Annotated in this window: 6 protein-coding genes; all 6 read left to right on the forward strand. The window is 75.8% G+C overall.

The features are described 5' to 3' along the window. Positions 1 to 21 precede the first annotated feature (21 nt). The gene (locus A6F73_RS35445; protein ID WP_063352430.1) at positions 22 to 5,526 is read left to right on the forward strand and encodes a type I polyketide synthase; all 5,505 of its coding nucleotides are present in this window, start codon (positions 22 to 24) and stop codon (positions 5,524 to 5,526) included. Then, positions 5,523 to 8,690, forward strand: coding sequence for a non-ribosomal peptide synthetase (locus A6F73_RS35450; RefSeq protein WP_063352431.1), 3,168 nt, complete (start codon positions 5,523 to 5,525; stop codon positions 8,688 to 8,690). Before A6F73_RS35445 ends, A6F73_RS35450 begins: the two co-directional genes overlap by 4 nt. A 74-nt stretch (positions 8,691 to 8,764) precedes the next feature. Then, positions 8,765 to 10,585 (forward strand): non-ribosomal peptide synthetase, encoded by a 1,821-nt coding sequence (locus A6F73_RS35455; RefSeq protein ID WP_063352432.1) that lies wholly within the window; start codon positions 8,765 to 8,767, stop codon positions 10,583 to 10,585. Next, positions 10,582 to 11,784, forward strand: coding sequence for an argininosuccinate synthase-related protein (locus A6F73_RS35460; RefSeq protein ID WP_063352433.1), 1,203 nt, complete (start codon positions 10,582 to 10,584; stop codon positions 11,782 to 11,784). The genes A6F73_RS35455 and A6F73_RS35460 overlap by 4 nt, the downstream gene beginning before the upstream one ends. A 1-nt stretch (position 11,785) precedes the next feature. Then, a complete protein-coding gene (locus tag A6F73_RS35465) occupies positions 11,786 to 13,081 on the forward strand; it encodes an ATP-grasp domain-containing protein (protein ID WP_063352434.1) in 1,296 nt (431 codons plus the stop codon). Between the two features lie 114 nt (positions 13,082 to 13,195). Beyond that, positions 13,196 to 15,733, forward strand: a complete 2,538-nt coding sequence (locus A6F73_RS35470; RefSeq protein WP_159398709.1) for a penicillin acylase family protein — start codon at positions 13,196 to 13,198, stop codon at positions 15,731 to 15,733. Positions 15,734 to 15,737 lie beyond the last annotated feature (4 nt).

Below are 15,737 nucleotides of genomic sequence, written 5' to 3' on the forward strand. Positions count from 1 at the left end.
CACCCATGAGGAGAAAGCCCGATGACCACCCACGCCCCCGGGGGCCCGGCCGCCGCACCGCCGGACCTGCCGGACGCGATCGCCGTGACCGGCCTCGCCTGCCGGTTCCCCGGAGCTCCCGACGCCGGGGCCTTCTGGGCCAACCTGGTCGCGGGCCGCGAGAGCGTCACCTTCCGGAGCCCCGAGGAGCTGGCGGCCCTGGGCGTCCCCGCCGAACGGCTGGCCGACCCCCGGTTCGTCGGGGCGGGCGGCGTGCTGGAGGGCCTCGCGGAGTTCGACGCCGAGTACTTCGGCATCCCGCCCCGCGACGCCGAGCTGATGGACCCCCAGCACCGGCTGTTCCTGCAGTGCGCGGTCACCGCGCTGGAGGACGCCGGGCAGCTGACCGACGGCGTCGAGGGCGGCGTGGGCGTCTACGCCTCGGCCGGCTTCAACTCCTACCTGACGCACCACCTGCTGCCCAACGCGGCCCACCTGGCCGACCGGGCCGACGTCCAGTGGCTGGCCGCCGGGGACAAGGACTACCTCGCCACCCAGACCTCCTACCGGCTGGGCCTGACCGGCCCGAGCCTGAGCGTGCAGAGCGCCTGCTCCTCCGCCCTGCTCGCGGTCCACCTGGCCGCCGAGGCGCTGCTCAGCGGCGAGTGCGACGTGGCGCTGGCCGGCGCCGTCTCCGCCGGGATCGGCCAGGGGCTCGGCTACCTGCACGCCGAGGGCGGCATCCTCTCCGCCGACGGGCACTGCCGCCCCTTCGACGCCGACGCGACCGGCACGGTCTTCGGCAGCGGCGTCGGCGTGGTGGTGCTGAAGCGGCTGGCCGACGCGGTCGCCGACGGCGACACCGTGCGGGCCGTGCTGCTCGGCTCGGCGGTCAACAACGACGGGAACCGCAAGGTCGGCTTCACCGCGCCGAGCCTGGACGGACAGGTCCGGGTCGTCTCGGCGGCCCAGTCCGTGGCCGGGGTCACGCCCGGCGAGGTCTCCTGCATCGAGGCGCACGGCACCGGTACCGCGCTCGGCGACCGGATCGAACTCGCCGCGCTGGGCCGGGTGTTCGCGGACGCCCCGGACTCCCGCCGGGTGCTCGGCGCGGTCAAGTCGAACGTCGGCCACCTGGACACCTGCGCCGGGATGGCCGGGCTGATCAAGACGGTGCTCGCGCTCCAGCACCGCACGCTGCTGCCGACCGTGCACTTCGAGAGCCCCAGCCCCGAGCTGGCCCCGGGCCTGTTCCGGGTGCTGACCGAGGCCGAGCCGTGGTCCGGCCGCGACGGCGCCCGGATCGCGGGCGTCAGCTCCTTCGGCATCGGCGGCACCAACGCCCACCTGATCCTCCAGGACGCGCCGCCGCTGCCCGCCGCGCCCGCCGCCGAACCGGCGCAGTGGGAGCTGCTGCCGCTGTCCGCCCGCAGCGAGCGGGCGCTCGACCGGGCCGCCGAGCGGATCGGCGCGGCGCTGGCCGGCCCCGGTGCGCCCGGCGCGGGCGATGCCGCGTTCACCCTCCAGACCAGGCGGCGCCAGCACCCGTGGCGGCGCGCCGTCCTGACCGGTCGTTCGGGCGAGGCGTCCCCCGCCGCCCAGGCCGTCCAGGCCGTCGCGACCGGTCAGAAGGTCGCCTTCCTCTACCCCGGGCAGGGGGCCGGCCACCCCGGCATGGCGGCCGAGCCGTACCGCGCCGAGCCGCTCTTCCGCGCCGCGCTCGACCGCTGCCTGGACGCCCTGCGGCCGTGGACCACGACGCCGCTGCGCGAGCTGCTGCTCGACCCGGCCCACCCGGACCTGTTCGACCGGACCGAGACCGCCCAGCCGGCCCTGTTCGCGGTGGAGTACGCGCTCACCGCGTGGTGGACGGGGCTCGGCATCCGACCGGTCGCACTCGCCGGGCACAGCGTCGGCGAATTCGCGGCCGCCTGCGCCGCCGGGGTCTTCGACCTGCCCGGCGCCGCCCGGCTGGTGGCCGAACGCGGCCGGCTGATGGGCACCATGGCGCCCGGCGCGATGCTCAGCGTCCCGCTGCCCGAGCCGGAGCTGCGCGCCCTGCTGGACGACCCGGCCGGGCCGGAACTGGCCGCCGTCAACGCGCCCGACCGCTGCGTGGTGGCCGGCGCCCCCGAGGCGGTCGCGCGGCTCGCCGAACGGCTGGCCGCGCGCGGCGTGGCCGCCCGGCAGCTGGCCGTGCGGCACGCCTTCCACTCCCGGGACGCCGAACCGCTGCTGGAGGAGTTCGCCCGGCTGGTCGCCACCGTGCCCGTCCAGGCGCCCGCCGTGCCGCTCATTTCCGGCCTGACCGGGCGTGAGCTCACCGCCGAGGAGGCCGCGTCGCCGCAGTACTGGGCGCGCCAGCTGCGGCACACCGTCCGCTTCGCCGACGCGCTCGCCGCGCTGCCGGGCGACGGCCCGCTGCTGGAGCTCGGCCCCGGCCGGGGCCTGAGCGGCTTCGCCGTACGGACCCTGGGCGCCGGGCGCCCCGCGCTGCCCGCTCTCGGCGGCGCCGCGCCCGCCCCGGACCAGCCGCCGGCCCGGCTCACCGCGCTGGCCCGGCTGTGGGAGCGGGGCGCCGAGGTCGACTGGTCCGCCCTCGGCGAGCGCGCCGGGCGCCGGCACGTCTCGCTGCCGGGCTACCCGTTCGAGCCCACCCGGCACTGGTTCGAGCCCGCCGCCGCCGAGCCCACCGCCACCACCCTCCAAAGCCCCGCCGCCTCCGCGCAGGTTTCCGACGGCGTGGACGACTGGCTGCACGTCGTGTCCTGGACGCAGGCGCTGCCGCCGTCCGGCACCGGGCCGCTCCCGTCGTCGGTGCTCCTGCTCGCCGACGAGTCCGGCCTCGCCGAGGCCGTCGCCGGAGAGCTCGCCGCCGCCGGCGCCCAGGTCAGCCTGGTCCGCGCCGGGGCGTCCACCGCGCCCGACGCCCCGTTCACGCTCGACGCCGACGACCCCGCCGCCTTCCCCGCGCTGGCCGCCGCCCTGGCCGCGCGCGGCACCGCACCGGACGCCGTCCTCTCCTGCTGGGCCCTGGACACCCCGCCGCTGCGCTCGGCCACCCCGGGCGAGGCGGCCGACGGCGCGCTGCGCGCCCTCACCGTCCCGGTCCAGCTGGCCCGGGCCCTGGGCGAGGCGTTCCCCGGCCGGCCGCTGCGGATGCTGCTGGTCACCGACGCCGCCCACGGGGTGCACGGGCAGCCCGCCCGCACCCCGCAGGCCGCCGCCGGGCTGGGCGCGGTGCGGGTGCTGCCGCAGGAGCTGCCCGGCGTCACCGTCCAGGCCCTCGACCTGGACTGCCCGACCCGGGAGCCCGAGGAACTGGCCCTGGCGGCGCAGACCGTGGTGGCGCAGCTGCGCGCCGGGCACGCTGCGGCGCCGCTGACCGCCGTCCGCGGCCGGGCGCACCTGGTGCCGGCCCCGGAGCGGCCCGTCCTCACCGACCCGGCCGGGCCGCAGCCCGCCGCGCCGTCCGGCGTGTGGCTGGTCACCGGCGGCCTGGGCGGGATCGGTCTGGCCGTGGCCGGCCACCTCGCCGAGGACGCCGGCCGGACGCTCGTCCTGCTCACCCGCCGTGCCGTCCCCGACGGCGCCGGCTGGCTGAGCCTGCGCCCCGAGGGCGCGGCGCCCGCCGCGAGCTGCCCGCCGGAGCTGGCCGAGGCCCTCGCCGGGCTGACCGCGCACGGCGCCCGGCTCTGCCTCGTCCAGGCGGACGTCACCGACGAGGCCGCGCTCGGCGCCGCGCTCGACCGGGTCCGGGCCGCGTACGGCCCGATCGCCGGGGTGGTCCACGCCGCCGGGGTGCCCGGCGGTGGCGTCACCGCGCTGCGCAGCGCCGGGGAGATGGCGCGGGTGCTCGCCCCCAAGGTGCTCGGCACCGTCCTGCTGGAGCGGCTGACGGCCGTGGACCGGCCGGTGCTGGTGCTCTGCTCCTCGGTGCTGGCGGTCACCGGCGCGGTCGGCCAGGCCGACTACACCGGCGCCAACGCCTTCCTGGACAGCTTCGCCGCCGGCACCCGGGCCGCCGTGTCGATCGGCTGGGACCGCTGGTCGCAGACCGGCATGGCGCTGCGCTCCGGCCTGCGCGACTGGCTCGACGGCGGCGAGGTGCTCGACCACGCCCTGTTCGACGCCCGCCGGGCGGAGCCGGACGGGACGGTGGAGCTGCGGCTGCGCCGCACCGGGCAGAGCATCTGGCCGGCCGAGGAGCACCGGATCGGCGACGTCCCGGTCCTGCCCGGCACCGCGCTGCTCGAACTCGCCGTCGCCGGGCACCGGTTGACGGTCGGGGACGGGCCGGTCGAGCTGGACGCGGTCTTCACCCACCCGCTGCGGATGCCCGCCGACGCCCCGCCCGAGGTCACCCTGCGGCTGCGTCCGGCGCCCGACGGCGGGCACCTGTGGGAGGTCCGCTCCAGCGCCGTACCGTCCAGGCCGCACGCCCAGGGCCGGATCGCCCCATACGGGGGCGGCTCCCCCGAGCGCCTGGACCTCGACGGCCTCGCGGCCCGCTGCGCCCCGGTGCCGCAGGTCGCGGTGCCCTCCGCCGCCGGGGAGCAGCCCGGCGGCGCCAGCGGCCTGCGCACCGGGCCGCGCTGGGAGAGCGTCACCGAGGTCCGCGAGGACGGGCGCGGCGAGGCGATGCTGCGGCTGCGCCTGCCCGAGGCGTTCCACGGCGACCTGGCCGCGCACCCGCTGCACCCCGCGCTGCTGGACACCGCCACCGGCGCCGTCACCGCCCGCACCGGCAGCCACCTGCCGGTCGCCTACCGCCGCTTGGTGGTGCTCGGCCCGCTCGGCCCCGAGGCCGTGGTGCGGGTCGACCGCCGCTCCGGTGACGCCGGGGCGGCCGACACGCTGGTCGTCGACGTGGTCGTCGCCGGGCCGGACGGCACTGCGGCCGTGCTCGTCGAGGGCTTCGTGCTGCGCCCGGCCCCGGCCGCCCCCGGCCCGGGCGCTCCTGGCCTGGACGCCCCCGGCCCGGACACGCAGGGCGGCATCCCGACCCGGGAGGGCCTGCTGGCCTTCGACCGGATCCTGGCCAACCGTCACCTCCCGCACGTGCTGGTCAGCCCCCGCGCGACCGGGCCGGCCGCGCCCGTCCCGTCCGCATCGCAGGCCGCACCCTCCGCGCCGCAGGCCGCCCCGGCGACCGGCCCCGAGGGGCTGGAGGAGCAGATCTCCGCGGTCTGGTCCCGGCTGCTCGGCGTCCCCCGGATCGGCCCCGAGGACAGCATCTTCGAACTCGGCGGCGACTCCCTGCTGATCGTCCAGATCACCGCCGAACTCCAGCGGCAGGGCCTGACCGTCTCCCCCGGCGACCTCTTCGCCCACCCCACCGTCGGACAGCTTGCCGCCCGGCTGCGCGCGGACCGCGCGCCCGCCGCCGGACCGGCGTCCGACACCCCCGCCCCGCCCACCGCTCCCACCGAGCCCGATCCGGCCCCCGCGAAGGGGTCGGGCGAGGCGTTCTCGGACGCGGACCTCAGCGCAGACGACCTGGCCCGGGTATTCGCCCTGTTCCGGTCAGGAGAGGACACCAAGTGAACGACATCGAGGACATCTACCCGCTCTCGCCGACCCAGGAGGGGATGCTCTTCCACAGCACCACCTCCCCCGAGCACGGCCTGTACGTCGAGCTGACCACCTTCCGGGTGCGCGGCGAACTGGACCTGGCCGAGCTGGGAACCGCCTGGCAGCGCGCGATCACCCGGCACCCGGTGCTGCGCACGGCCTTCGTCCGCGAGCGGATCCGCACCCCGCACCAGGTGGTGCTGCCCAAGGCGGACCTGCCGATCGAGTTCCGCGACCTGTCCGGGCTGGACGAGCCGGCCCGGGAGCGCGCCGTCGCCGAGGAGCTGGAGCAGCGCGCCCGCGAGCGCTTCGACCTGGCCCGGCCGCCGCTGATGCGGCTGCTGGTGCTGCGCCTGCCCGACGAGCACCTGGTGGTGTGGACGTACCACCACCTGCTGCTGGACGGCTGGTCCGCCGCGCTGCTGCTGGCCGAGGTCACCGCCGGACTGTCCGGTGGCACCGCCGAGGCGCCCGCGCCGCCCGCCTTCCGCGAGTACATCGCCTGGCTGGGCCGTCAGGAGGCCGAGCGCGACCGCACGTTCTGGACCGGCTACCTGGCGGGCTACCGCGAGCCGGCGACGCTGAGCCTGCCGGGCGTGCGCCCGGGCGCCAAGCCGTCCGGCGACTTCCGCACGGTGCGGGCCGAGCTGCCCGCCGAGACCGTCACCGCGCTGCGGCGGCTGGCCGCCGGCAAGGCCACCACGCTCAGCAGCCTGGTCGAGGCCGCCTGGGCGGGGACGGTCGCGCGCTGCTCCGGCCGCGACGACGTGGTGGTCGGCGTGACCGTCTCGGGCCGCCCCGTCGACCTGGACCGGGCGGACCAGATGCTCGGGATGTTCATCAACACCGTCCCGGTGCGGGTGCGGATCGACCGGGAGCTGCCCGGCGACGAGTGGCTCGCCCGCCACGCCACGACCCGCCACCCGCTGCTGGACCACCAGCACACCCCGCTGACCGACATCCAGCGCTGGGCCGAGACCGCGCCCGGCGTGCCGCTGTTCGACACCGTCGTGGTGGTCGAGAACTACCCGGACCGCACCGAGGCGGTGCTCTCCCACGGCGCCGTCACGGTCAGCGACGTCCGCTACGAGACCCGGACCAACTACCCGGTCACCCTGGTCGTGCGGGCCGCCGCCGAGATGCAGCTCCAGGCGGTGGTGGACGCCGGGCGGATCACCCCGGAGGAGACCGCCGCGCTGCTCGACCACGTCGTCGCGGTGCTGACCCGCATCGCCGCGCGGCCCGGCCGCCCGGTCCGCGAGCTGCTGGCCGTCCCCGAGGCGGCCCGCGCCCGCCAGCTCGACACCTGGAACGGCAGCGAGATCGACCGCGCCGAGCCGTCGGCCCTGCTGTCCGGGCTGATCGACGACGCGGTCCGCAGCCGCCCGGACCACCCGGCGGTGGTCGACCAGCAGACCCGGTACAGCTACCGCGAGCTCGACCGGCGGGCCGACGCCCTGGCCCGGCAGCTGGCCGCGCGCGGCGTGCGCGCCGGCGACCGGGTGGGCGTCTGCCTGGGCCGCAGCGCCGACCTGGTGACCGCGATGCTGGCCGTCGCCCGGGCCGGGGCCGCGTTCGTCCCGCTCGACCCGGCCCACCCGGTGGAGCGGATCGGCCTCGTCCTGGCGGACGCGGCCCCGGCCGTGGTGCTCACCGACGCGACCGGCGCGCCCGCGCTGGCCGGCTGGGACGGCGCCGCCGTCGACCTGGCCTCCCTGGACCTGGCCGCCGCCGACCTGACGCTCCAGGAGACCTCCGCAGACCTGCCGGGCGCCGCCCCGGACGGCCTCGCCTACCTGATGTTCACCTCCGGCTCCACCGGCCGCCCCAAGGGCGTCGCCGTCGGCCACCGGGCGCTGGCGAACCTGGTGGACAGCCTGGCCCGCCGCCACCCCGGCCTAGACGGCGGCACCCGCTTCCTCGCCCTCACCACGCTCAGCTTCGACACCTCGCTGGCCGAGCTGCTGGTGCCGCTCGCCGTTGGCGCGACGGTGCACGTGGGCGGCCAGGCGCTCGGGCTGAGCGGCCGCGAACTCGACCGCTACAGCGTCGAGCACGGCATCACCGCGCTCCAGGCGACCCCGTCCCGCTACCGGGCGCTGCTCGACTCCGACTGGCAGGGCGCCGGCCGGCCCCGGCTCTACAGCTGCGGCGAGGCCTTCCCCGCGGACCTGGCGGCGCCGCTGGCCGAGCGCGGCGAGTCGGTGTGGAACATGTACGGGCCGACCGAAACCACCGTCTACTCCAGCGTCGAGCGGATCACCGCCGACACCACCCGGGTCACCGTCGGCCGCCCGATCGCCAACACCGTGCTGCACGTGCTGGACACCGTGGACGGCGAACTGCTGCCGGTCGGCTGCGTCGGCGAGCTGTGCATCGGCGGCGACGGCGTCGCCCAGGGCTACTGGCAGCGGCCCGAGCTGACGGCCGAGCGGTTCGTCACCGACCCGTTCACGGGCGGCCGGATGTACCGCACCGGCGACCACGCCCGCCGCCTGCCCGACGGGCGGATCGAACTGCTCGGCCGGATGGACCGCCAGCTCAAGCTGCGCGGCTACCGGATCGAGCCCGGCGAGATCGAGCAGGTCCTGCTGGCCCTGCCCGAGGTGGCGGCCGCCGCGGTCGCCGTCCGGGAGGGCCGCCTGGTCGCCTGGGTGGTGCCCGCCGACCGGGGCGCCGCGCTCGACGCCCCCGGCGTCCAGGCCGGGCTGCGGCGCTCGCTGCCCTCGTACATGGTCCCCGAGGCGGTCACCGTCCTCGCCGAACTGCCGCTCACCCCGGCCGGCAAGACCGACCTGCTCGCCCTACCCACCCCGGCCGGGTTCGCCGACGAGGCCGCGCCGAGCGGCGGGCCGAGCGGCACGGCGGACCACGAGGCGCTGGTGGCCCGGCTGTTCCGCGAGGTCCTGGCCCTGCCCGAGGTCGGTTTGGACGACGACTTCTTCGAGCTGGGCGGCGACTCGCTGCGCGCCCTGCGACTGGTCTCCCGGCTGGAGGCGGAACTCGGCTGCTCGCTCGACATCGAGCTGCTCTTCGACTCCTCCACGGTCCGCGACCTCACCGCGGCCATCGGCCCGGCCCTGGCCGCCGACGCCGACGCCGACGCCGACGCTTCGGGCTCCGACGCCGACCAGTGAACCAACCGGCGTCCCGGCCGGCCCCGGCCGCCGGGACGCCCCTGCACCGACCACACCGATTGGACACAACCTCCATGGCTAGCTCTACGGCCACGATTCTCGACGACGGCGAACGACGGCTCGACACCCTGCTGCTCTCCCGCTGGGAGGCCGATCCGGCGCAGCCCGCCGTGGTCGACGGCGACCGGGTCCTGCTCGCGGGCGAGCTCAGGGACCGCACCGTGCGGGTCGCCTCGCTGCTGCGCGAGCGGGGGGTGCGCCCGGGCGAGCGGGTCGCGGTCTACCTGGAGCGCTCGGCCGACTTCGTGGTCGCCGTGGCCGGGGTGATCCTGGCCGGCGCCGCCCAGGTCGCCTTCGACGTCAACGACCCGGTCGCCCGCACCCTCGACATGCTGGCCGACTGCACGCCCCGGCTGCTGATCACCACCCCCGAACTGCGCTCCCGCTTCCCCGAGTTGACGGGCACCGAGATCGTCACCGTCGACGAGTGCGCGGCGGCCCGCCCGGCCGTCCCGTTCGAGCCGGCGGCCGACCTCGCCGAGCAGCCCGCGGTCGTCATCTACACCTCCGGCTCCACCGGCCGGCCCAAGGCCTCGCTGATCCCGCACCGCGCGGTGACCACCCGCCTGCGGGCGCTCCAGCGCAGCCACGGACTCGGCCCGGACGACCGGATGCTGCACCACACCGCGTGCAGCTTCGACATGTTCCTGATCGAGGTGTACTGGCCGCTGATCACCGGCACCACCATCGTCATCGCCGCCCCCGGCCGCCAGCGCGACGCCGACTACCTCGCCGAGACCATCCGCGCGGCCGACATCACCATCTTCTACTGCGTGGTCTCGCTGCTGGAGCTGTTCCTGCTGGCCCGCGGGCCCGAGGAGCGCTTCGACGGCCTGCGGCGCGTCCTCACCGGCGGCGAGCCGCTCGCGCCCGAGCTGGTCCGCCGCTTCCACGCCCAGTCCACCGCGCCGCTCACCAACCTCTACGGGCCGAGCGAGTGCACCATCTACTGCACCGCCTGGGTGCCCCCGCGCGACCCCGGCCTGGACACCGTCTACATCGGCCCGGCCATCGAGGACACCACCCTGTGGATCCTCGACGAGGACGGCAAGCCCGTGCCGGACGGCGAGCCCGGCGAGCTCTACATCGGCGGCGAGGGCCTCGCCCTCGGCTACCTCAACCGGCCCGAGCTCACCGCGGAGCGCTTCGTCCCGGACCACCTCGGCGACGGCCCCGGCCCGCTCTACCGCTCGGGCGACCTGGTCCGTACCCACCCGGTGGGCGGCCTGGAGTTCCTGGGCCGGGTCGACCTCCAGGTGAAGATCCGCGGCTACCGGATCGAACTGGGCGAGATCGAGTCCGCCGCCCTGCGGGTGCCCGAGGTCCGGCAGGCGGCCGTGGTGGCCCACGGCCGCGGCAGCGGCGCCCGGCTGGTCGGCTTCCTGGTGCTCGCACCCGGCGCCGAGCCCGCGAGCGTCACCGCCGCCGTGCGCGAGACGCTGCGCGGCGCCCTGCCCTCGTACATGGTCCCGGCGTCGCTGGCCGCCGTCGACTCGATGCCGCTGACCGCCAACGGCAAGCTGGACCGCGCCCTGCTGACCGAGCGGGCCGGGGCCGTCCTGCCCACCGTCACCGACGAACCGCAAGCACCGCCCGGCGACGGCGTGGCCGCCACCGTCTCCACGGTCTGGTGCGAGGTCCTCGGACTGCCCGCCATCGGCCCGGACGACGACTTCTTCGAGATCGGCGGGGACTCCTTCAAGGTGGTCCGCGCCACCCGCAGGCTGGAGACGCTGCTCGGCGTCGAGGTCCCGATGCACCTGATGTACGACGAGCCCACGGTGACGGCCTTCACCGCCGCCCTGGCCGAGCAGGGAACGGAGGGATCGCGGTGACTCCCCAGGTCGTCCGTTCCTTCGGCGAGCTCGACGCGATCGCCCGCGATCCGTCGGCCCCCGTCGTCACCCTGTTCAGCGGCGGGCTGGACAGCAGCTACCTGCTGCACCGCCTGGCCCGGGCCGGCGCCCGCAACGTCCACGCCGTCAGCGTCGACCTCGGCGAGGACGAGAGCAGCGAGCACAAGCAGCGGATCGCCGACCGGCTCGGCATCCGGCTGCACCTGGTCGACGGCCGGCAGGAGTTCGCCGAGGACTACGTCCGCCCGGCCATCGCCGCGCACGCCGTCTACCTCGACACCCACCCGGTCAGCTCCTCGCTCAGCCGCCCGCTGATCGCCAAGGTCGCCGTCGACACCGCCCGCGAACTCGGCGCCACCACCGTGCTGCACACCGCCAACCGCTCCCAGAACACCCTGCGCCGGCTCAACGGCGCCCTCGAACTGCTCGGCTTCGCCGGGCGCTACGGCAGCCCGTACGACCTGGACCCGGTGGACCGGGACCAGAAGATGCGCGAGCTCAAGGAAGCCGGCCTGGAGCAGCTGAGCGAGCGGCTGGTCAGCGGCGACTCCAACCTGTGGTGCCGGGAGTTCGAGTCCGGGATCCTCGACGACCCCGAGGACCACGCCGTGCCCGAGCGGCTCTACCAGTGGAGCGCGCTGCGCCCCGCCGAGGCCCCGGAGGCCGTCGAGGTCGCGTTCGAGGCCGGCCGTCCGGTCGCGGTGGACGGCCGCCGGCTGCCGCTGACCGAGCTGATCGACACCCTCAACCACCTGGTCGGCGCGCACGGCCTCGGCCGGTACAGCGGGCTCGAACACCTGGGCCACGGCCCGAAGGTGCTGGAGATCCGCGAGATGCCCGCCGCCTGGCTGCTGCTGCGCTCGCGCCGCCACCTGGAGACGGCCACCCTCTCCGCCGAGCTGCTGCGGGAGAAGCTGAACCAGGAGCAGCTGTGGGTCCGCGAGGCGCTGGAGGGCCGCTGGTTCGGCGAACTGCGCCGGGCCAGCCAGGCGTTCATCGAGGTCTGCTCGGCGCCCGTCACCGGCTCGGTGCGGTGGCGGCTCTCGGCGGGCTCGGCCGAGACCCGGGCCATCGCCGCCGACCGGCCGCTCTACCTGCGCGACCGGGAGGCCTGGGAGCACCGCTCCGTCGCCGCCGAGCGCGCGGCGTTCAGCCCGAACCAGCCGCAGGAGCGCTGACATGGGCGGCTCGAACCCGGCGCCCCCTTCGTCCCCGGCGTCCCTTTCTCCCCCGGTGCTGCTGGTCGTCTACGGCCGGGGCTCGGCCACCGCGCGCGGGGTCCTGACCGCCGGGCGGCGGCTGTGCACGGCGGTCTTCCTCGGCGACCTCGGCGACCCGAAGGTGGCCGCCGACCTGGCCCAGCTGCCGAAGTCGGCCACCGTGGTGGACACGGCCGGCCTGACCGAGGAGCAACTCTGCGACCGGGCCGCCGAGTTCGGCGCCGCCGGAGTGATCACCTTCAGTGACCACCTGCTCCGGACGGCGGCCGCCGTGGCCGCGCGGTGCGGCCTGCCGTTCCACGACCGGGCCACCGTCGAGGTCCTGGTCGACAAGTTCCGCCAGCGCGAGGCCCTGGCGGCGGCGGGCGTACAGGCCACCGCCTGCCGGACGGTCCGCTCCGCCGCCGACCTCGGCCCGGCCCTCGCCGCGACCGGGCTGCCCGCCGTCCTCAAGCCCCGCTCGGGGGCCGGCAGCGTGGACACCTGCCTGGTCCGCAGCGCCGCCGAACTGGCCGACCGGTACGCCGAGTTCACCGAGGGCGCGGCGAGCCCGGCGGTGTTCGTGCTGGAGGAGTACCTGGTCAGCGACCCCACCGTGGTGGGGGAGTTCTGGGGCGACTACGTCTCGGTCGAGTCCGCGATCCGCGACGGCGAGATCCGCACCGTCGCGGTCACCGGCAAGCTGCCGCTGGCTCCCCCGTTCCGGGAGACCGGCTACTTCACCCCGGCCCTGCTCCCCGCCGGCCTGGCCGACGAGGTCGTGGCCCTGGAGCAGCGCGCGCTACGGGCGCTCGGCATCCGCGAGGGCGTCACCCACACCGAGATCAAGTTCACCCCCGACGGGCCGCGGCTGATCGAGGTCAACGGCCGCCTGGGCGGGCACGTCTCGGACGTCCTCAAGCGCTCCGCCGGGACGGACCTGCTCGTCCTCGCCCTCCGGCTGGCACTCGGCGCGTTCGACCCGCCCGAGCCGGTGCTCGCCCTGGGCGCAGGCTGCCCGAAGGTGGCGTTCCAGTACTTCCTCTCCCCGCCCGCCGACGGCCTCGCCCCCGGCCCCGCCGAGGTGCTCGACGGCCTCCAGCACCTCCCCGGGGTGGACCTGGTGGACGCCCGGATCGACCCGTCCTGGCGGGCCGACTGGCGGGCCGGCACCGAGTGGCTGATCGGCACCGTCTACGGCTCGGCCCCCGGACACCCCGAGCTCCGGGCCACCGTCGAGGGCATCCACCGCACGATGGCCGACTTCTGGTCCTGACGGCGCCCTGAGCCCCGGCCCCGGTATCACCCCCCTCGCCCCACCGCACCCGCCCAACCTCGCACCCCTGGAGTCAACTTGCCGCGGCGCATACGCACAGCCACCCACGCGGCGGTGGCAGCCGTAGTCTCCGCCCTGGTCCTCGCGCTGCTCGCGCTGGGCATCGGGCCCATCCCGGCCCTCGGAACCGCCCTCGTCCCCGGGGCCGGGGCGTGGGACTCCGCCGCCGGCGCCGAACTCCCGCACACCGAGACCCTCACCCTGGCGGGCCTGAACGCGCCGGTGACAATCGCCTTCGACGACAACGGCGTCCCCGCCGTCAAGGCCGCCTCCGACACCGACCTGTTCCAGGCCCAGGGCTACCTGCACGCCCGCTTCCGGCTCGCCCAGCTCGACCTGGAGCGGCGCGCCGGCCGCGGACGCCTGGCGGAACTCAACGGGCCCGGGAGCGTCGAGTCCGACCGCTTCGAACTCCAGATGGGACTCCTGCGCACCGCCGAAGCCACGTGGGCCGCCACCGCGCCCGACAGCCCGGCGGGCCGCGCCCTCACCAGCTACACCCGGGGGATCAACGCCTGGATCTCCGAGCTGCGCCACAACGGGCAGTGGCCGGCGATCTTCTCCCTCACCGGGGTCTACCCGGCCGACTGGACGCCGGTCGACAGCCTGGTCATCCAGGAACTCCTCACCCAGAGCATGGACTTCACCAGCACCCCGCTGGACTACGCGATCTTCCGGGAGTCCCTCGGCGAGGAGCGCACCATGGACTGGTTCCCGGTCCACGCGCCCAACGACCAGCGGCCGTACGACGTCGGGCCGTACCGCGACCTCGGCATCGCGCCGCTGCCCGCGAACGTCAACACCGCCGGGCCCGACGGCCAAGCCGCCGCCAACCGGTCGGAGCCCCGCCCCGCGCCCGTCGCCCCCACCGGGAAGCCCGACCCCGCCGGGGAGGCGACCGCGGCCCACGCCCTGCTGGACACCATCCGCGCGCTCCCGGCCACCCAGGTCCACACCTTCCCGGACAGCAACGCCTGGGCGGCGAACGGCCCGGCCGTGGCGGGCGGCAACGCGATGCTCGCCGGCGACCCGCACCTGCCGATGACCCTGCCCTCGTACTGGTACCAGATCGCGCTGTCCTCGCCGGAGACCGACGTCACCGGCGCCAGCATGGCCGGCATGCCCGGCGTGCTGATCGGCCGCAACGCCAACATCTCCTGGTCCCTGACGGACGGGCAGAACCAGTCGACGGTCTTCTACAGCGAGCAGACCAGCCCCGACCACCCCGGCCAGTACTTCTGGAACAACGCGTGGCACCCGATGCAGCGGGTGGAGTACACCATCCCGGTCCGGGGCGGCGACACCGAACACCTCGCCGTGGACCTCACCGTGCACGGGCCGGTCCTGACCAGGGCCGGGCAGACCACCTCGGTCAGCTGGATGGGCAACATCCCCTCCCCCGACCTGGCCGTCCTGCTCTCCGTCAACAAGGCCCGCGACTACCAGGAGTTCCGCACCGCACTCGCCGACTGGCACGCCCCCACGCTCAACTTCGCCTACGCCGACGGCGGCGGCAACATCGGCGTGGTCGCCGCCGGGTACTTCCCCCTCACCAAGGGCGGCAACCCCTGGTTCCCGATGCCCGGCACCGGCGAATACGACGTGGTCGGCGCCATCCCCTTCGACGCCACCCCGCAGGTCCACAACCCGCCGAACCACGTGGTCGCGACGGCCAACCAGCGCCCCGTCTCCGCCGACTACCCGTACTACATCGGCACCACGCTCAACGCCTTCGACAACGGCTACCGGGCCAACCGGATCTACCAGTACCTGGAGAGCCACCAGGCGATGACCAGCGCGGACTTCACCACCCTGCAGAACGACGTCACGGACTACCTCGCCACCGTCATCCTGCCGCACCTGAAGACCGCCCTGGCCGACCAGAAGCTCGACCCCCGCCAACAGGCCGCCCTCGACGTCCTGAACCGCTGGGACCACACCATGAAACCCGGCGTCGCCGGCGGGCCGATCTGGTGGACCTTCTGGAACGACTACCTGGAGACCACCTTCCAGCCCTGGTGGGACCACGCCAAGGTGCCGGTCGAACGCGACCGCCTGTACCTCAAGGTCTCCAGCGCACTGCCCAGCCTCGACGAGAACCTCGAAGCCTGGACCCTGCACGACCCGACCAACCCGGCCTTCACCTCCCCCGGCGGCCCGACCCGCACCGCGACGGACGCCATGCGCACCGCGTTCACCCAGGCCGTCTCCGAACTGTCCCAGGACCTCGGCAACGACCCCGACACCTGGACCTGGGACCGCGTCCACACCCGGCAGATCCCCTCCCTCACCGGCGCCGAAGCCCTCGGCTACGGCCCCAAGCCCGCCGAGGGCGACCGCTGGACGGTCAACGCGGCCGACGGCGGCATGAACTCCACCTTCGGCCCGAGCTGGCGCATGGTCGTCGACTGGAAGGGCCCGGACACCGCCACCGCGCAGGCCGTCTACCCCGGCGGCCAGAGCGAGAACCCGGCCTCACCCTGGTACCGGAACTTCATCCCGTACTGGTGGGAGGGCCGGAACCCGCCGCTCCTGATGGCCGCCGACCAACCCGCCTCCACCAAGGTGTGGACCCTGCGACCGGGAGCCTGACCAC

It is taken from the genome of Streptomyces sp. MJM8645 (genome assembly GCF_001625365.1).
In the GTDB taxonomy this organism is placed as follows: domain Bacteria; phylum Actinomycetota; class Actinomycetes; order Streptomycetales; family Streptomycetaceae; genus Kitasatospora.